The organism is Janthinobacterium lividum (assembly GCF_034424625.1).
Classification (GTDB): Bacteria; Pseudomonadota; Gammaproteobacteria; order Burkholderiales; family Burkholderiaceae_D; genus Janthinobacterium; species Janthinobacterium lividum.
The window spans coordinates 231,050-250,916 of record NZ_CP139977.1; the positions used below are offsets into that span (position 1 = coordinate 231,050).

General features: G+C 63.5%; 3 protein-coding genes. All 3 read left to right on the forward strand.

Annotated features, from left to right (window positions below; translation table 11 throughout):
* The first annotated feature begins 21 nt into the window (after positions 1-21).
* Genes U0004_RS29400 through U0004_RS29410 form a run of 3 tightly spaced genes read left to right on the forward strand, consistent with a single transcriptional unit; the run spans position 22 to position 19,861 of the window.
* A complete protein-coding gene (locus U0004_RS29400; protein ID WP_081345866.1) occupies positions 22-5,100 on the forward strand; it encodes an SDR family NAD(P)-dependent oxidoreductase in 5,079 nt (1,692 codons plus the stop codon).
* Positions 5,097-11,099, forward strand: coding sequence for a type I polyketide synthase (locus U0004_RS29405; RefSeq protein WP_070259620.1), 6,003 nt, complete (start codon positions 5,097-5,099; stop codon positions 11,097-11,099). The genes U0004_RS29400 and U0004_RS29405 overlap by 4 nt, the downstream gene beginning before the upstream one ends.
* Positions 11,099-19,861: a type I polyketide synthase gene (locus U0004_RS29410; RefSeq protein WP_070259622.1), complete on the forward strand. Its 8,763-nt coding sequence runs from the start codon at positions 11,099-11,101 to the stop codon at positions 19,859-19,861. The genes U0004_RS29405 and U0004_RS29410 overlap by 1 nt, the downstream gene beginning before the upstream one ends.
* Positions 19,862-19,867: the final 6 nt, after the last annotated feature.

A 19,867-nucleotide genomic window follows, 5' to 3' on the forward strand; every position in this document is an offset into this window, starting at 1 on the left:
ACATAGCCACAGAGAGAATCTATGCCACCTTTTTTAGACCAGATCGAACATCTTTCCAAGCCTCAGCTAATTGCGCTTGCCGCTGCGCTGCGCGAGGAGATCCTGCAGCTGAGGCCTGATGAGTCAGTCGACGCGACATCCGGCGACAGCCTTGTCTACGAGACACGTTGGTGCGCCATGCCATTGGTATCGACCGCTCCCAAGCACAGCCGGATGTTGCTGATTACCGACAGTGCGGCGGCACCGCTGACTATCCCTTTCGCACCGCACATGCAATTGAGCTGCATGGAGATCGATGCTAGCCTGGGATGGACGCCAGAACTGCTTGCCGAGCGCTTGCGCGGCCAGGCCGGCCAGTTCGATGTGGTGGCCTATTATTCCGCCGTCGAGACCGACGCCTCGCAACCAGCACCAATCTTGCTCAATCACTGGTGTACGGCACTGGCGCTGGCCACGGCCGTGACCGGCCTGGTAAACGCGCCGCGCCTGTGGTTGATTACCCGTCGGGGCCAATGCCTGCCGGACGATACCTGGACGGTCGATCTAGGACAAGCTCCGCTGGTCGGTCTAGGCAAGTCGCTGTCGCTGGAGCATCCGGCCGCATGGGGTGGTTGCGTCGATATTGATGGTGAGCCGGGGGCACTGGCACTGGCATTTGCGGAAATAGCCGATGGTGCGGACGACGAAGTCGCCTACCGCGCCGGCGTGCGTTACGTGCCGCTGCTGGAACGCCTAGATGAAGCGTTGCCGCCGCCAGCGCCGTTGCGCCCGGATGGAAGTTATTTGGTAACTGGTGGCCTGGGCGGGGTTGGCAGCGCGCTAGTCGACCATCTGCTGGCACGGGGGGTGGCGCGCGTTGTCGTGTTCGCCCGTGGCGGCCACTCCATGGCGGCATCGGAACCGTTGTTGACGGGCTGGCGGGCGGCATACCCGCGTTCGCGAATTGACCTGATAGAAGTCGATCTCGCCGATGTCGATTCTGTTTCACAGGGGTTGTCGGTATTGCGCCGCGGAGAGCCCGTGTTGCGCGGCATTTTTCACGCCGCCGGGAGCGGTGCGCAGGTGCCATTAATGCAACTCGATCGCGCCGGCATCGAACGCGTCGTCTGTGCCAAGGCGCTCGGTGCCCTGTACCTGGACACCCTGACGCGTCAGGATGCGCTTGATTTTCAAGTTTATTTTTCCTCGATTGCGGGTAGTTGGGGGACCGCGTCGATGGCGCCATACGCAATGGCGAATCGCTTTCTCGATGTCTTGAGCGCCCACCGTAATCGTCACGGGCGGCTGACGCGCAGCATCGCATGGGGGCCGTGGGCGAGCGTGGGTATGATTGTCAAGCAGAACCAGGAGGCATACGCAAGCCTGGGCCTGAGGTTAATCGAACCCGCACGCGCGCTGCACTTGCTCGACCGTTTGATTGGTGTCGAGCGCGCACAAGTACAAGCCGTCGATGTGGACTGGCCACGCTATGCGCAAAGTCTGGGCCTGGACAAGCATCTGCGCTGGTTCCACCAACAGATCGGCACGACACCGCTGCCGTCTGGCGGCGCCACAACGGCGCCACAGAATGAGGATTTTTCCGGCGACAATCAGACGCTGGATCTGCTGCGCGACATGGTGGCCCAGTTGCTGGGTGAGCCCTTGCGCGACGGTGCCGAGCTGCGTCCGATGCGTGAATTGGGGTTGACCTCGCTGCTTAGTGTCGAGTTGAGCCAGAAAATTCGCCACCGCCTGGGTATCGACTGCCGAGCGACCGTGGTGTTTGATTATCCGTCCCTGGATGCCCTGGCCAAGGAACTGTCGGAAAAGTGGTCGCAGGCTAACCCTGCACCGACGCTGGTGGTTCAGCACCCCGTCGCCGAACAAGGTGTCGATGAACGTGCCATTGCTATCATTGGCATGGCCTGCGTTTTGCCGGGCGCCGATTCGCCCGAGCAACTGTGGGAACGCTTGGAACAGGCCTACCATACCGGTGAGGATGCCATCGATAGGGCACCCGCTCACCGTTTTGACCTGGCACGCTACAGCGCGGCCGAAGACGCGCCTGGCAAGGCGTGCAACATGGCTGGCGGCTACCTGGACGATATCGCTGGATTCGATCATGCCTTGTTCCATCTGTCGCGTCGCGAGGCGCAGTTCATGGATCCCCAGCAGCGGCTGGCCCTGGAGACTTCTTGGCGCGCGTTCGAGGATGCGGGCATCGATCCCGCTGACCTGTTGAGCGGTGACGCGAATGGTACCAACGACGCCGGGGTCTTCTTTGGCATTGGCCAGAACGAATATGGACCGTTATGCCGGTCCGTGATGGACGGCGAGCACACCGGCCTGATGCCCACTGGTCAATCGATGAACATCATCGCTGGCAGGATCGCGCACGTGTTCGGCCTGCAGGGCCCGGCCATCGCATACGACACTGCTTGTTCATCTTCGCTGGTCGCCTTGGATGCGGCGGTGCGCCATCTGCGTGAAGGCCGCAATGCCTTGGCTGTGGTGGGCGGCGTCAATGCTCTGGTCGCGCCCGAATCGTTTGTGTTGCTCGCGAAGGCGGGGGCATTGTCGAAGCACGGACGCGGCGCGGCGTTTGACATGCGGGCCGACGGATACGTCCGCGCTGAGGGCTGTGTTGTGTTGGTATTGAAGCGCCTTGCTGAAGCGCGCGCGGATGGCGATATGGTGCATGCGATTATCCGTGGCAGCGCGGTCAACAGCGATGGCAGGAGCGGCGGCTTGACGGCGCCGAGTGGCCGGGCGCAGGAGCAAGTCATGGGTGCCGCGCTGCGCGATGCCGGCGTCACGGCAGAGCAAGTGGCGCTGGTGGAAGCGCACGGCACGGGCACTCGCCTCGGGGACCCGATCGAGTATCACGCGCTGCGCGCCGTGTATGCCGACCCGATACCCCGCACCACGCCGCTGCAACTGGGTACGCTGAAGTCATTCATCGGTCACACCGAATCGGCGTCCGGCCTGGCCGGTCTGCTGAAGCTGGTGCTCAGCTTGCGTAAGCGCGTCATGCCGGCGCAGCTGCACTATGCCACGCTTAACCCGTTCATCGAAGCCAGCGATCGCATTGAGATTCCCAGCGTGGCGCGCCCGCTGGAGGCCGGCGGCAGGCTGTTGGGCGCGATCAGCTCGTTCGGATTTAGCGGTACCAATGCGCATGTGATCGTCGAGCGCGGAGACGATGGCATCTCGCGCCGCATTCCTGCGCGGCCGTTCGCACGCGTGCGATGCTGGTATAGCGAACGCAGCTTACCCGACAGCACAGGTCTGGCCCAGGTATTCGGATTGCCTGCGCTATTGGAGAATGTGCCCGACTGTTACGTCCGGCGCTGGCAGGCACCAGAGGTTGAACCCGGCGAGCTGGTCAGTAATGTATTACTGATACGCCCGCACGGCGCCGGAGAACTCTACCACCGCGTACGTGAAGCCCTGCTGGTCCGTGGCGTACGCATTGTCGAGGCGGGCCACGACGAGATGGCCGACCTGCGCGGTTCGTTCGACAGAGTTGTGCTTTGCCTGGAAGCGCTCCAGCCTCTGGTCGACAGAGCCACCGGCTGGCTGGACGGCATGGCCGGTACGTGGTCGGCAATGGCGTCGCTGCTGACTGCGCCGGTTGCGATGGGGCACCTGCTGGTGTTCGACGCATCGGGCGGCTTCGTCGGCGACTCGGTCTCGCAGTGGTCGGCGGTGCTCGCTTGCGGCACCAAGGAGCGCCCGGGATTCAGTGCGACCCTGGTGCAGTGCGAAGGTGACGCTGTATCCCGGCTGCAGCACCATCTGGACTGGCTGTTCGCGACCACCGAGCCGGTGTGCGTACTGTCGCGCGATGGCGTGGAAGTGCCACGCCTGGAGCGTGTGGCGTTGGCGCCGGATGACGCACTTGTGCTGGCGGCGGACCGTAGCTACCTAGTGAGCGGCGGCCTGGGCGGTCTCGGGGCGAGCCTGATTGACTGGCTCCTAGAACGCGGCGCACGCCATATCATCAATCTCAATCGCCGTACACCGAACGCGGAACAGGCACAGGCACTCCAACTGCTGGCGCACCGCCACGGTGCGCGTATCGAGGCGTTGACCGTCGATCTGTCGGATCTGGAAGGCATGCGCAGGGTGCTGGGGGCGGTACTTCCCGGAATGCCGTCGCTGGCCGGTGTATTTCATTGCGCCGGCACGCTCGACGAGGACTTGATCGAACAGCAATCTTGGCAGCGGGCGCAGGCCGTATTACGGTCGAAGTTTGTCGGGGCCTGGAACCTGCACCTGACGACGCTGCATCAACCGCTGGAGTATTTCGTGGTGTTTTCTTCGCTGACGGTGCTGTTGGGGCAGGCGGGCCAGGCCAGTTATGCGTTGGCCAACGCGCTTGCCGAGCGCCTTGTCGTGCACCGCCGCGCACTCGGCCTTCCGGGCCTGGCGATCCAATGGGGACCGTGGTCCGGTACCGGCATGGCGAGTCGTGCCGGTCTGGCATCGAGCTACCGCAACCTCGGCCTGGCGTCGTTTGGCGCTGGCACCTACCTTCCTGTGTTGGCGAGACTGCTGGCGATGGGTACGAAAGACGTCACCGTGCCGGCCCAGGTTGGCGTATTCCAGATGAACTGGGAGCGCTATTTTTCGATTGCGCCGCGCACACCGCTGTGCACCGGACTGCATTTATCGGTGGAAGAAAAAGCAGGGGGCGAAGATAAGCCCTCGTTGGCGCATCGGCTGGCGGGCGTAGCACAGGAACGCCGCTTGCGCCTGCTGCGTGACTTGCTCAAGCAGATGGTCGCCGACTGCCTGAACCTTGCCAGCGTCAGTGTGATTTCCGATCAGGATGGATTCGCCGAGCTGGGTATCGATTCCCTGCATTCGACGTTTCTGCAAAAACGGCTTGAGAACGAATTACGCAGTGCGTTGCCTCCTACCACGGTCTTCGATCACCCGACGACCGCCGCGCTGGCCGCCTTCCTCGCCGCCGGTCCCCTCAGGCAGCTGTTTCAGGCCGAGGTGGTGTTAGCCGACACGGAGGATGAGCGAATGGATGGCTTGGCCGAAGAAGAATTGGCGGGCATCCTGGCAGAGGACATCAAACGCTTGAATCAATTGGGGGCGACATCATGACCGAAGCGAACAAGGACCTGTTACTACAGTCGATCAAGACGATCCGGCAGTTGAGTGATAAGTTGGCCGCCTACGAGCAGCGAGAGCAGTGCGACATCGCAATTATTGGCATCGCTTGTCGTTTTCCAGGCGGCGTCGATGGCGTGCATTCCTACTGGGATTTGCTTAGTGCTGGCCGCAGCGGTGTCGCCGAAGTTGGCCAGGAGCGCTGGAGCAATCGGCAATTCGTCGATCCGGACTACGCCGCAACAGGCAAACTGGTCACGCCCTATGCGGGCATGTTGGAGAAGATCTACGATTTCGACGCCGAGTTCTTCGGCATGTCGGCGATCGAGGCGGAGAACCTTGATCCACAGCAGCGCTTGCTGCTCGAGCAAAGCTGGTTGGCGCTAGAAGATGCAGGCATCGAGATCGGACGTTTGCGCGGCAGCGATACCGGCGTCTTTGTTGGTATCGGCAGTCAGGATTACGGCATGGCCTTGCTGGCGGACGCACAGCATGCGAATGCCTATGTGGCCTCCGGTAACTCGCCCAGCATGGCTGCCGGCCGTTTGTCGTATTTCTACGACTTCACCGGCCCTTCCATGTCTATCGACACCGCTTGCTCGTCCTCGCTGGTGGCGGTGCACGAAGCCTGCCGCAAGTTGCGACAAGGCGACTGCGGGATGGCGCTTGCCGCTGGCGTGAACGCGCTGCTGACACCGCACACGGGGATGAATTTGTCGCGCGCGCGCATGCTGACCACCCAACGCGATTGCCATGTGTTCGACGCGCGTGCCGACGGCTATGTGCGCAGCGAAGGCTGTGCCGTGCTGGTACTCAAGCGACTGCACGACGCGCTTGCCGATGGCGATCGAATTCATGCGCTTATCAAGAGCGTGGCGATTAACCACGACGGCCACAGCAGCGGCCTGACTGTGCCCAACGGCTCGGCCCAGGAAGCGGTGATCCGCGCTGCATTGCGCCAGGCGGGGCTGGCGCCGGGCGACATCAGTTATGTGGAGGCGCATGGTACCGGTACTAGACTGGGAGACCCGATAGAGGCGCGTGCGTTGGCGGCAGTGTTCGGTGAGGGGCACGATGTCGGTCATCCCTTGCAGGTCGGCGCCGTCAAGGCCAATCTCGGTCATCTCGAAGCCGCCGCCGGCATAGCTGGCCTGATCAAGGCGGCACTGGTGGTTGGACATGGCGAAGCACCGCCGCAGCCCGGCTTCGAGCAACTCAACCCCAAGATCGACTGGAACCACGAGGTGTTTCGTATTGCCCGCCAGCACACTCCCTTGGCAGGCAGGAGCGACGGTCCCTTGTGCGCGGGCGTCAGCAGCTTCGGTTTTAGCGGCACCAATGCGCATGCCATCGTGGCGGCGCCACCCATGCAGCCCGCGCCACCCATCGATGCAGGCATGCCGGATAATGAATTCGTATTGGCGCTCAGTGCTAAATCGCCACGGGCCTTGCAGCTGCATGTCGAAGACACAATCTCTTACTTACGTACACAACCGGCGACGGCACTGGCGGCGATCAGCCATACTTCGACGCAGCGGCGGGTACCGCTAGGGGAGCGCATCGCCGTAACCGGGCGCAGCGCCGATGGACTGGCACATGCCTTGCGATCGGGGATGGCCGCGCGCGATTCCGCGCGGCGTCGCAGCCGCATCGTCTTGTTTTTGTCGTGCCACGATGACCCTGGCTGCCTGGAAGGGTTGGCCGGACAGACACTCATGGCAGGATCCGGCACGCGCCCGCTGTCCAGTTGCGCCGAGGCGCATCGTGGCTTGCTGGCATTGCTTTCTTCATTCGGCGTGTTCCCCGGACAGGTCATCTTGCAGGGAATCGAGGCCGCGCATGTACGCGCCTGGCTGACAGGCGTGCCGGCACCCGCCGGGCTGCCCTATTTTACGGGTGACGAAGGGCTGGTCCTGGTCGACGCTGACGTTGGCCTGTCGCCCGATCCCGCCAAGGATCGATCCACTGATCCGATAACGGCCTGCCAGCAGGTGATGGTGGATGCGGTCGTGCTGGGACAATGCACGCCACCGCTCGCGCTGCCCCCATCGGCGGAACTACAGGTGCTTGGCAGCCCTGCACAACTGCGGCGCGCACTAGCGGTGCTTTTCACCTGCGGCGCAGACATCGCCTGGTCGGCATTGCAGCAGCAAGGGCAGGCCGTCGCGGTGGATTTCCCCCGCCGCCGCTTCGAGCGCAAGACGTTCAAGTCTCAGAGTATCGCTATGTTGCTTAACAGCAATGGTTGCCACGAGGAGCGCATTCATCCGCTGGTGCGCAGCAAGATCCTGCAGCCAGACGGTAAAGTGGCTTATGCGTTGGATCTAAGCGTGCCTTGGCTCGACTTCATCGATCAGCACAAAGTGCAGGGCCGTCGCCTGTTGCCAGGATCCCTATTGATTGACCTGATACGGCGCCTGGCTGGTGATGTGCTCGGTGGTATCGTGCCAACCCTGGCGGCGGTCGGCTTTCACCATCCGGTTGATATCGATCTTCCGCGGCGTGACTATCTGCTGGTGGTGCAACCGGGCAAGGAGGGCGTCGAGGCGGTGATGTGGAGCCGCGAGCTGGATACGCCCGAATTGTCATGGATCCGGCACGCTAGTGCAACTTGCCTGCCGGAAATAGATCGGGCGGCACCGGCCGATGTGGTCCCTGCCGACGGCTTGCGCAAGCTGGATCTGACGGTCCTGTATACCCGTCTGCAGGCCAGTGGCGTCGAGCTGGGCAAGGATTTTCGCTGCGTAAAAGAGCTGCGGATGGCGGACGATCAGCTGGAAGGCCAGCTTGCGCTGGACGAGGCGTCATCGTTCGATCCGTTGGCACGCATGGCCATCCTGCTCGACGGCTGCTTCCAATCTAGTGCGGTTGGCAGCGGGGCCGAAGGCATCTATCTGCTGGCCGCCATCGGCGAGGTGAGCCTGGCAGAGCGGCTGCCGTCTGCGCTCCGGGTGCGCCTGCTCCGCAAGGAAAGCGCGGACGGATATCGATTCGACATCGTCGTCGCCGATGTGATGGAGCGCCCCTTGGGAAGCCTCACAGACGTTTTCTTCAAGCGTTTGCCTGGCACGTCGCTGACGAATGGCCCGATCGCGCCGAGCTGCTTCTACGCGCAGCGATGGCAGTTGACGTCTTGGCCGCTGCCTCCAGTGCTGGTGAGGCGCCCCGACTTCGTGACGCTACCTGAACTGCTCGGGCGTTGCGAGCCGTCCGCGACTTGGGGCCAGCGTTACGGGCTGGCCGACTACAACGCCTACCGGCAACGGGTCGAGCAAGCCTGCGAGGCGGTCATCTCCGAAGTGCTGGGCGCGCTCGGGTGGCGCGCCGAGGATGCGTCGCCGCAAGTGGCGATGGAGCGCTGCGGAATTGTTCCCGCCCAGCGCAGGCTGTTCGAACATCTGAGTGGCACGCTGGCGCGTGTTGACCGTTCGGGTGACGCGGCGCCGGAGGCGCAGTTCGTCGCGCTGTTGGAGAATTATCCGCGTTACAGGTCCGAAACCCAATTTCTGCAGCGCTGCACAACGGCACTGGCCGAGGTCCTGACGGGCAAGCGCGATCCGCTTGATGTGCTGTTTGGTGGCGCGTCGATGACGGGCAGCGAGGCGGTCTACATCGAGTCACCGATTTCGTTGGCACTCAACGGACAGCTTGCCCAAGTTACCGCGACGCTCGGAAAAGACCGGCCCTTGCGCATCCTGGAAATCGGCGCGGGTACCGGCGGCACCTCGCGCTGCGTGCTCGATGCCTTGCGCGACACACGCGTGGAGACCTATTGCTATACCGACATATCGCCTTTGTTCCTGGAGCGGGCACGCGGGATGTTCGGCAAGCATGCTTTTATCGAATATCGCCTGCTGGACATCGAGCAGCCGGTCGCTGGGCAGCATGTCGATCCGGGGACTTTCGACATCGTCATTGCCGCCAACGTTCTACATGCCACGCGCCTGATCGGCCAGACTCTGCGCAATGTTCGCGACTTGCTGGCGCCCGGAGGCTACCTTCTGCTGCGTGAGTGTACACAAGCACAGCTGAGTGCGGATCTCAGTTTCGGTATGACCGAAGGCTGGTGGCGCTTCGAGGATTCCTTGTTGCGGCCGGATTATCCCGTCCTAAGGCACGATCAATGGGAGCAGCAGCTTAGCGCGCAGGGCTTCGATGCAGTGTGCAGCCTGCTGCCCGATGCGCTCAGCGCCGAGTCCTTGATCGTGGCACAAGCCGGCCGTAGTGCGCGCGCCGAGCGCTGGTTGGTCATCCACGACGGTCAGGGAAGGGAGTGTGTGGAGCTGCTCGAGCACCAAGGCATGGCTTGCATCGATCTATCCTGGCATGCTGCACTCGCGCCGGACAGCGTGCCCCTTGACGTGTCCTTCGATTACCTGGTGTGCTTCCCTGGTACAGCAGGCGCTGCTAATGCCGACCTCGTGCCGGCTGCGCAGGAGATCTATGAATCGATGATCGCATTTTGCCGCCAGTGGCTGGGCAGCGAGGCGACGCGCCAAGCCCGGATGTGGTGTGTGACCACGCACGCCGAGCGGGTGGACGACAGCGATCGGTTGGCTGGCTTGGCGCAGTCGGTCATGACCGGGGTGCTCAAATGCGCCGCACTCGAGTACCCGGGGCGCATCGGCGGTGCCGTGGACCTACAAGGCGAAGCGGGCGACATCGCCAGGGTGCTCGCGCACATCCGACAACCTGGGTCGCTGCGCTACCTCGCGGTGCGCGGCGGGCTGCCATATGTGCCCAAGTTGCTGCCGATGACGCGGTACCAGCAGACGCTTTCCCCAGCCGACGTCATGCCGGTCTCGCTGGCGGACGGTACGGTGCTGATCACCGGTGGCCTGGGCGGCATCGGCTATGCCCTGGCTCGGGCGCTGGCGCCGAGGGTGGACGCACTGATCTTGGTCGGACGGCGCATCGGCGGCGAAGCGCAGCAAGCGCGCCTGCAGGCATTGCGCGGACTGGGCGCGCGGGTGGAGGCGGTGCAGGCCGATGTTGCCGACCCCGTACAAGTGGCGGCCCTGTTCGCGCGCTTGCACGCCGGAAACCTGCCGATCGATCACTTAGTTCACGCGGCCGGCGTCGGTGGCGATCGCTTGCTGAGCGACAGCGAGCGCGGCGACCTGTGCGAGGTCGTCGACGCCAAGCTGGCCGCGACTTGGTACCTGCACATACAGGCGCCACGCGAGCTCAAATCTTTCTTGGTGCTCACCACGATGGTCGGTTTGTGGGGAGCCAAGCAGAAGGCGCACTACGTGTTGGCCAATCACTTCGCCGACCGGGTGGTACAGCTGCGGCGCGCGCAGGGGCTAGCGGCCTCGTTAGTGCAACTCGGGCCGGTCGATAGCGGCATGTTGGAGGCGGAGGGCAAGAATGCCGCATTGCGCGTGGGCGTACGCAGCTTTGACGTAAACCAGCTCGCCACGTTGCTGAGCGAGCCCTTGCCGCTGGCCGAGTCCGCGCTGCTCGACATCGACTGGGCACGCTTGAAAACGATCTACCGGTCCAGCTGGTTGGAGGGGTTTTTCGACCAGGTCGGTACCGGCGCTAGCGCCCGCCCGGTGCGTGACCAGCATGTTGCCACCGACTTTCTCGGCGAGTACGCCGCCTTGCCACCCGCGCAGCGCGAAGCCTTCCTCGAACGCCAGTTGTTCGAGCTACTGGGCGGGCTCCTCGGCATCGGCGGCGATATCGCCTCCTATTTGCACACCGGCTTTCACGATCTCGGGATGGATTCCTTGCTGACGATGTCGTTCGCCGAAAAGCTGTCCGCACACACAGGGCAGACCGTCTCCTCGGTTGACATCTTTGACAATGCCAACCTCGCTCGCTTGCGTGGATGGTTGGCGAGTCGCTTGCGGCAGGGGGGGGGCGAACCGGCTACCAATGAGAAGGCAGTGCCTGCGGCGCAGCCACCACAATGTAGCGGCGAGGTCAATCCAAAAGACATCGAGGCCGAATTGCGGGCCATGCAAGCATTATTGGAGGATATTTAATGGAACAGGCGAACACGGATCTGCTGGCCAAGCAACACGATATCATCAGGCAGAGCCGGCAGCAGATCGAGGCGTTGTCCGCCCGCCTCGATCAGCCAATTGCAATCATCGGTATGGACTGCCGGGTGCCTGGCGCCGACAGCCCGCAAGCCTTATGGCAATTGCTGGCGGAGGGACGCGAGACGGTGTCCGAAGTTCCTAGAGAGCGTTGGGATATCGAGGACTATTACGCGCAGGAACCTGGCACGCCTGGCAAGACCTACGCCCGGCGTGCCGGCTACCTGCGCGACCTGGATCTGTTCGACACAAAGTTCTTTGGCATTTCGCCGCGCGAAGCGCAACAGATGGATCCGCAACAACGCCTGCTGCTGGAAGTGAGCTATCAAGCGCTGGAACATGCGCGTTTGCCGCCCAGCACGCTGCGCGACCAGGCTGTTGGCGTGTTCGTGGGCATCAGTTCCAGTGAATATGCGGTGCTAACCTTCGGCAAGGAGCGCCAGTCGAGCCAGGATGCCTATTCCGTGACCGGAACCTCAACGAATTCGGCGGCGGGCCGGTTAGCGTATTTCTACGGCTTCAATGGTCCAGCCTTGGCTATCGACACCGCGTGTTCTTCTTCGCTGGTGGCGATCTATCAGGCCTGCCGCAGCTTGGTGAACGATGAATGCCATACGGCACTGGCCGGCGGTGTGAACTGCTTGCTGCTGCCTGAGCCGAACATTGCCCTGGCGCAAAATAAGGTACTAAGCGCGAGCGGCCACTGCAGTCCCTTCAGCGCCAAGGCCGACGGCATGGTACGCAGCGAAGGCTGTGGCGTGCTCGTGCTCAAGCGGCTGTCCGATGCCCTGGCAGAAAATTGCCCGGTGCTGGCGGTGATTCGCGGCGGCCATGTGAACCAGGACGGTGCCAGCAGCGGCCTGACCGTACCGAATGGCTATGCGCAGCAGTCCCTGATCATGCAGGCCTTGAAGAAAGCCAAGCTCGAACCGGCCGCCATCCGCTATGTCGAAGCACACGGTACTGGTACCGCATTGGGCGACCCGATCGAGGCCAGGGCCTTGCAACAGGCACTGTGCGCCGGCCAGGAACGGAGCGAACCGCTGCTGATCGGTTCGCTCAAGGCGCATATCGGCCATCTGGAGGCGGCCAGCGGCATCGCTAGTGTCATCAAGGTCGTATTGGCTTTGCAGCACCGTCTGCTTCCGGCCCAGATTAACTTGGACGAGCGCACGCCGCACGTTGACTGGAATGCCGGTTTGGATGTGGTGCGCGAGGCAGTCCCGCTGGTGTTTGGTCCGGATACGCCGTTCTACGCAGGCGTTAGCAGTTTTGGCTTCAGCGGCACAAATGCCCACTTGATCCTGCAGGATGCCTGCAGTGCCGTGCCGGGCGATGGCAGCACGCACCCGGCCGCTACGGCGCCACTGACGCACTTTCTCGGCATCTCGGCGAAAGACCCCGTAGCGCTTAAGACGCTGTTGGCCAGCAACAGGGATTTTTTTGCCGGCGAGCGTGCCTGGGGCGAGGCATGTGAAGCACTGAATGCCGGGCGCACGCACTATCCCTGGCGCGCCGGGTTCGTGGCCAAGGACCGAGAGGCGCTGATCGAGCAGCTGGAGGCAGCCTGTCGTGGCGAACCTGCCACGCCCGTGTCGCATGCGCCGGCGCTGGCGTGGCTGTTCACGGGGCAGGGGTCGCAATACGTACAGATGGGGCGGGCGTTGTTTGATACCGAGCCAGCGTTCCGTGCACTGCTGGAGAGCTGCGACCGCGAGTTGTCAGCGCACCTTGGCCGTTCGATACTGCCAGTGATATGGGGCGAGGTCGCCGGGGTGAATGCCACTGAGTACACCCAGCCGGCAATCTTCTGCTTGCAATATGCTCTTTCGCACTTCTTGCTATCGCTCGGCGTGCAGCCGCGTTTTGTGCTGGGTCACAGCATAGGTGAGTACGCTGCGGCGGTGGTGGCTGGAGTGTTCGGGTTGCGCGATGCAGCACGCATGATCGTCTACCGCGGCCGCCTCATGGCACAGCGTTGTACCGCCGGGGGAATGTTGGCCTTGCTCGCCGACCGCGAGCGGGCCGACGCGCTGGTGCGCGAAGGCGGCGCCGGGGTGGTGATCGCGGTGATCAACGGTCCCAATAACCACGTGCTTTCGGGCGAGCCGGCTGTCATCGAGCGTCTAGCGCGTCTGGCGCAGGAACAGGGGCTGCGGTGCGTGCCGCTACCTGTTTCGCACGCCTTCCACTCGCCGCTGATGGACCCGATGCTGGATGAATTCGAGCAAGTGGTGCGGCAAACTGAGTTCTCGAGGCCGCGGATCGGCTTCATATCGTCTGCACTGGGGCGCGTCGCCGACAGCGAGCTGACCGACCCGGCCTACTGGGTTAAGCATGTGCGCGATCCGGTGCTGTTCGAACAAGCCATGGCAGCATTGGCTGTGGAGGACGACTGGACGGCCGCGCTGACTCGCTTGTGTCTTGAGATCGGTCCGCATGAACAGATCATCGGCATGGCGCGTATGCTGCCCATCGCGACCATGGCGCAGTGGCGCAATTTGCTTCAACGCAATGACGACCTAACGTCCTTTGCAGAGGCATTGCGTAGCATGTACATGTCAGGAATGCCTCTGCACTGGCCGCGCAAACCGCCGCAGGGCGATCCTTTGCTGCCGTTGCCCAGCTATCCGTTTGCGCGCCAGCGTTATTGGCTACCCGACGTCAGCGGCGCCGCCATCATCCCCTCGGCGCAGGATTACGCGGTCGAATGGATCGCAGCACCGCTGTCGGGATCGGTGGTTCCGGTGCGCGGCCATTGGCTGCTATTGGTCGAGGATGAAGCGTTCGCACGCAGCTTGTCCCGGCAGTTGACACAAGCCGGGGCGTCGGTCGTGACGCTGTCTTTCGCCGCGGCCAAACTGCCGGTCGATCTGGACCTGGCCGGATTCGATGCCGTGATCCACAGCGTGAACGAGCGGGCGCAGGCACCCGCAGCCGCAGCCGTGCATGCACTGATCCGGCTGGCGGGGCTGGTTTCCCCGACACCCGGCGCGCCAGGCCCGCGCCTGATTTGTGTCGTCGACAACGGCGCAGCAGGCTATCTGCCGATGGGTTCCAGCTTGGCGAGCGCATGCCGCTGCTTGCGCGAGGAGGAAACTGGCCTGACGCTGACGCTGGCTGGCCTGGACGCCGACCTGGGAAGCGGCGCACGCGCCCAGGTTTTGTTGAGCGAGCTTGGTATCGATCGCGGTGCCGATTGGGAGCGCCGGGTGGTGGACGGGCACGCACTGGTGCCACGCCTGGCCGAAGTGCGGCCAGCCAAGCAGCAGGCGGCAGTACCTTTGCGTGCTGATCGTAGTTACCTCATCACAGGTGGCACCGGCGCGCTGGGCCTGGTGTTTGCCGATGCGTTGATCGGGCTAGGCGCCCGCGATGTCGTGCTGGCCTCGCGCAGCTGCAGCGATGCGGGTTTGGCGCCATTGCGGGCATCGGCCGAGGCAGCCGGGGCGCGACTGACCGTCTACAAGGTCGACCTGTGCGCCCCCGATACGGTGCACGCTCTGTTCGAGCGGTTGTCGCAGGCGCACGCGCCGCTCGCCGGTATCATTCACGCAGCGGGGCAACTGGCGGATGCCGGATTTAGGCAAATGGATGCGCAGGCGTTCGACCGCGCCTTCGGCGCCAAGGCCGGCGGCGCCTGGTTGCTAGATCACCTGAGCCGCGACCTGGCACTCGATTTCTTCCTGATGACTTCCTCGATCGCCGCCGTGCTGGGGGCGCCCGGCCAGACCAACTACGCAGCCGCAAATGGGTATCTGGACGCCTTGGCACAGCAGCGGCGCGCGGCGGGACGACCAGCCGTGAGCCTGCGCCTGGGGGCAATGGCCGGCGCTGGCATGGCCGGTGGCGAGATCGCGGCCCGCCAGCTGCTGCGTGCCGGTGTGGTGCCGGTTGATCCTGTGCAGTTGCGGATCCGTAGCGCGCAGTGGTTCGCGCAGTTGGAACCATTGGCAATGGTCGCCAGCTTCGATTGGAGCACGATCCACGCGCGCCAGGGACGGTTGGTGCGTCCGCTGCTGGAGGCCTTCGTGCCCGGCGCCGCCGCGGCAAGCCCGCTGTTGCCGCCGGTAGCAGTGACGCCAGCGGCTGATGTGCGGCGGGATTTAGACGCGGTCGGAACGCTGCTCAGGGAAACCATCGCCTCGACGCTCGCGATGCCTGATCCGCAGGCGATCGGCGACGACGAAACCCTGAATGCACTCGGTATGGATTCGGTGACATTGGTGGAACTGCGTGGCAAGCTGGCGCGGCAACTCGGTTGCGAGTTGCCGACGCATCTGCTGTTCGATTTTCCACAGGTTGGCAAGCTGGCGCGCCACCTGCATGCGCTGTTGAATGAGGACAGTACATCGGCGTCGATGCCACTGCGCAGCGTGGCTGCGGCCAGCGAACAGGATATTGCCATCGTGGGCATAGGATGCCGCTTTCCGGGAGGAGTCAATTCACCCGAGGCATTTTGGTCCGCGCTGCTGGAGGGCCGTGACCTGGTAGGCCAAGTCGATGCATTGCGTTGGGATGCCTCGCAACTGGTGCGCGAAGGCGCATTGGTCACGGCGCGCGCCGGGATCATCGACGACGTCGATGCTTTCGATTGCGAATTCTTTGGCATTACGCCGCGTGAGGCGCAATGCATGGATCCGCAACAGCGATTACTGCTGGAACTTGGCTGGGAGGCGCTCGAGCGCTCGGGCTACGATTTCGCAGCGCAAGACGTGGTTGGTGGCATTTTTGTCGGCCCTGGCCCGAACGACTACGCGCGCCGCTTCGATACCGAAGCGCAGGCGTTGTCACACCATCACAGCACTGGTAACGCATTGAGCGTGACCGCCGGTCGCCTGGCCTTCATGCTGGACTGGCAGGGACCGGCGCTGGCTGTGGACACTGCCTGCTCGTCCTCACTGATGGCCGTGCATCTGGCGGTGCAGTCGCTGCGCACCGGCGAGTGCGACATCGCACTTGCCGGTGGCGTGAATCTGCTGCTGTCGCCGGAAACGTCAGTGTTGTTGTCCAAAGGAAATATGTTGGCCTCGGATGGCCGCTGCAAGACTTTCGACGCGCGCGCGGACGGCTATGTGCGCAGCGAAGGCTGCGGCATGGTTGTGCTCAAGCGGTTGGGCGATGCGCTGGCCGACGGCGATCAAGTGTTGGCGGTGGTACGGGGCACTGCGGCGAACCACGATGGCCACAGTCAGGGGCTGACCGCACCGAATGGACAAGCACAGCAACGCGTGCTGCGTCAGGCACTGGCCGATGCCTCGGTCGATCCAGCGCAGGTGGAACTGCTGGAAGCGCATGGTACCGGCACGCCCTTGGGCGACCCGATCGAGATGGCTGCGGCGCAGGCCGTGTATGTCGATGGTGTCGCGCGCCAAGCGCCGCTGTGGATATCTTCGGTCAAGACTAACATCGGGCACGCGGAGGCGGCGGCCGGCATCGCCGGGCTGATCAAGGCTGTGCTATGTCTGCAGCACGGGACGATCGTGCCGCACCTACATTTCACGCAAATCAACCCGGAAGTGAAGCTCGACCCAGCATTGGTGCACATACCGACCAACGTGCAGGCCTGGCCGGGCAACGGCATCAAGTATGCCTCTGTTAGTTCATTCGGATTCAGCGGCACCAACGTGCACGTCGTGTTGCAGTCCGCACCGGTGCCTACCCAGCCGGCTTCACGGGGGCTACCGCCGGCGGGCTTGCGCATTTCGGCAGCAAGCCACATGGCACTTGTGGAGTTGATGCGTGTGTTCCGCGATGTCCTTGCCGACTTACCGCCGGAGCACTACGCGGAGTTCCGCGCGCAAGCCTGGCGTCGCGTCGAGCTACGGCATACGCAGGTCATCGAGGCGGCTACGCCAGCGGTGGCGGTAGAGTCCCTCAACCGTCTCCTGTTGGAGCTCGGGGCAGCCTCTGGTGGCGCCCGGGATGCTTACCCGAGCAGCGTCGGCCGGGTTCCGACCTATCCGTTCGAGCGCCAACGTTTCTGGTTGAATCCACCCGCAAACAAGCGCCGTGCGGCGCCCCTCGGCTTGCGCCTGGGAGCAAGGGACGCGCACCAGGTCGTGTATGCGCTGGACTACGCGCAGCAGCCGCCGTTCCGCCTGGAAGACCATCTGGTGCATGGTAAGCCGGTGGTGCCCGCCGCCGCGCATCTGGCCCTCATTGTCGGCATGCTCGACGACCTCCGCGGCAAGCAAGCCTGGCAACTAGTCGACGTGCTCTGCGAGGAGCCGCTGGTCGTGGATGACGATAATGGCGTGGTGCGCTATCAGTTCAGCCGGCTGCCAGAGGGCGATGCTGGTTACAGCGTGGAAGTGCTGTCGGATGCATCGGGGCGTACGCGCCGTCACTTACGTGCGCACGCCCACGCTGCCACTGTGGCCCCGAAGACGGTGCAAGGGCCGGCATCGGGTTCGGCCGTGGCGCGTATTGATGGCGAGGCCTTCTACGACCGCCTGTATTCGCCGGAAATTCGGCTCGCACATACTTTCCGCAGCATCACGTCGATCGAGCAATATGTTGGCCATTCCGTGGCAGAGGTCGCGTGGACGACACCCCTGAACGGCTTGCTGGTGCCAGGTGAACTCGATTCCCTGCTCCAGACGATTGCGCTGGCCACGCTAGCCGACCAGCCCGAGCGCAGCCACATGGGGGGAGCCACCATTCCGCTGGCGATCGATCGGCTGACGGTGAGGCCACGAGTACGCCCGGAGGTGTCGGCGCGCGAGCCGGTCGTTTGTGTGACGCGACTGGTGAACGAGGACGACGACGGTGGCAGCTTCGTGCACGATCTGGCCGTAGCTGAACCTGGCCATTTGCCGTTCCTGAGTATCGAGGGGCTGGTCACGCGGCGCATCAGTGAGCAGCAGATTGGACAGACCAAAGCCGGTTCCAGCTATTTGGTCGAAGAGTGGGTGGCGCGCCCGTTGCAGGATGATCGCTCCATCTCGTCTGAGCCGATCCTGGTGTTCCTGAATAGCGCTCAAGATGCCATTGGCCAACGCTGGCATTCGTTCGGTGCGGCGGATGGGGGGCTTGACGCCTCGACCTGCGACGATGCAGCGGTACTGCAAGCGGTCGGTGAACGCGCAGCTTGCTTGTTGTTCCGCCTTCCGCCGGTAGCCGATCTGGGTGGCGCTACGCCTTGCTGGGCTGATCATGCATTTTCCCTCGTGATGGCGGCCCGCAGGGTGTCCCGTCTGAGCAAGGCGCTTTCCTCGGCTGGCAAGGCGATCGGCTTCTGCGTGATATCGGAACACCATCCGCTAGTCGCCGGTGAGGGTGCCGGTTCACCGTTGTATGGCTTCGCCCAAGGCCTCTGCAAATCGCTGAGCCTGGAGTGGCCGGAGCGCGTGGTCAGCATGCTGGACGCAGACGGTGCCACGCTCGAGCATCACGCACCTGCCTTGCTCGCCGAGTTGTCCGCGGCAGGCGGCGACTGGGTCGCTTACCGCGGCGGCCACCGCCATGTACTGCGCATCGCGGAACTGCCCTTGCCGTCACCGATTCCGTTGCCGAGCTTCCGTTGCCACGATGATGGTATCTATCTGGTGACGGGCGGACTGGGCGATCTGGCCGTCGAAACCTGTCGCTGGCTGAGCGGGAAGGGAGCCCGGCACCTTTTGCTGGTGGGCCGGCGTACGGCCGATGCGCGTATCGCGCAACAGCTCGCAGAACTGCACGTGATCACCGGCGCGCGCATCGACTACCGACCGTGCGATGTCGCCGATGGCGAGGCGCTAGCCGGTCTGTTCGCCGAGGTGGGACGGAGCGGCGCGGTGCGCGGCATCTTCCATTGCGCCGGCGTGCTGGCGGATGGAACCTTCGAGTTTCTGGACAACGATGATTTCGGGCAGGTGATGCAAGCCAAGCTGCTCGGTAGCTGGCATTTGCATCGCTTGTCGCTGGAACTGGAGCTGGATTGTTTTGTCATGTATTCCTCGCTGGCTTCCTTGTTCGGGGCTGCGGGGCAAAGCAACTACGCCGCCGCCAACGGCTTCATGGATCAGCTGGCGCAGTTCCGGCGCCGCCAAGGCTTGCCCGCACTCTCAATCAACTGGAGTGGCTGGGACGGTATCGGCATGGCCTCGAAGCAGGAAACACGTGGCAGCAAAAATGGCCTGCGCCGCCTTGCGCCGGCCCAGGCCATCGTCGACCTGGAGCGTGCCATGGCCACCGAGCGTGCTCAACTCGGCGTGGTTGACGTGGATTGGCCGGTGTTTGCCAACCAGTGGCACGGCAAGCCACCGGCACTGGTGGAGGATTGGCTGGCGTTGCGTCTGCCCGCCAAGGGAGAGCAGTCCGTGACGGTCGCCTCTGTCGTAGTGCGCGCGTTGCAGGAATTACCCCTGCTGGCTAGGCCAGAGGCGGTCAGACAGCGCGTGCGCGCGATCGCGCGGCACATCATGGCGCTGGACGACAGCCGTCCATTTGCGGATGACAAACCGTTTCAGGAACTGGGCTTCGATTCGCTCATGTCGATCGAGCTGAAATCCAAATTGCAAGAGAACTTCGGTATCAGGGTGCCCGCAACCGTGGTGTTCGACTATCCCAATGTCGAAAGTCTAGTTGCCTACATCATGCGGGTAATCGATCTGGATGAGACGCGGCCGGCGCCGCAGCCTGCCGCTATGGAACAACAAGCGGATGCGCTGGATGACCTCGACGAAGACCAACTGTCCGAGATTTTGGAAAAGTTATTGTAAGGGAGA

Excerpts from the sequence above, each read along its gene's own strand:
- U0004_RS29405 (WP_070259620.1), top strand. The coding sequence starts at position 5,097 with ATGACCGAAGCGAACAAGGACCTGTTACTACAGTCGATCAAGACGATC.
- U0004_RS29400 (WP_081345866.1), top strand. The coding sequence starts at position 22 with ATGCCACCTTTTTTAGACCAGATCGAACATCTTTCCAAGCCTCAGCTA.
- U0004_RS29410 (WP_070259622.1), top strand. The coding sequence starts at position 11,099 with ATGGAACAGGCGAACACGGATCTGCTGGCCAAGCAACACGATATCATC.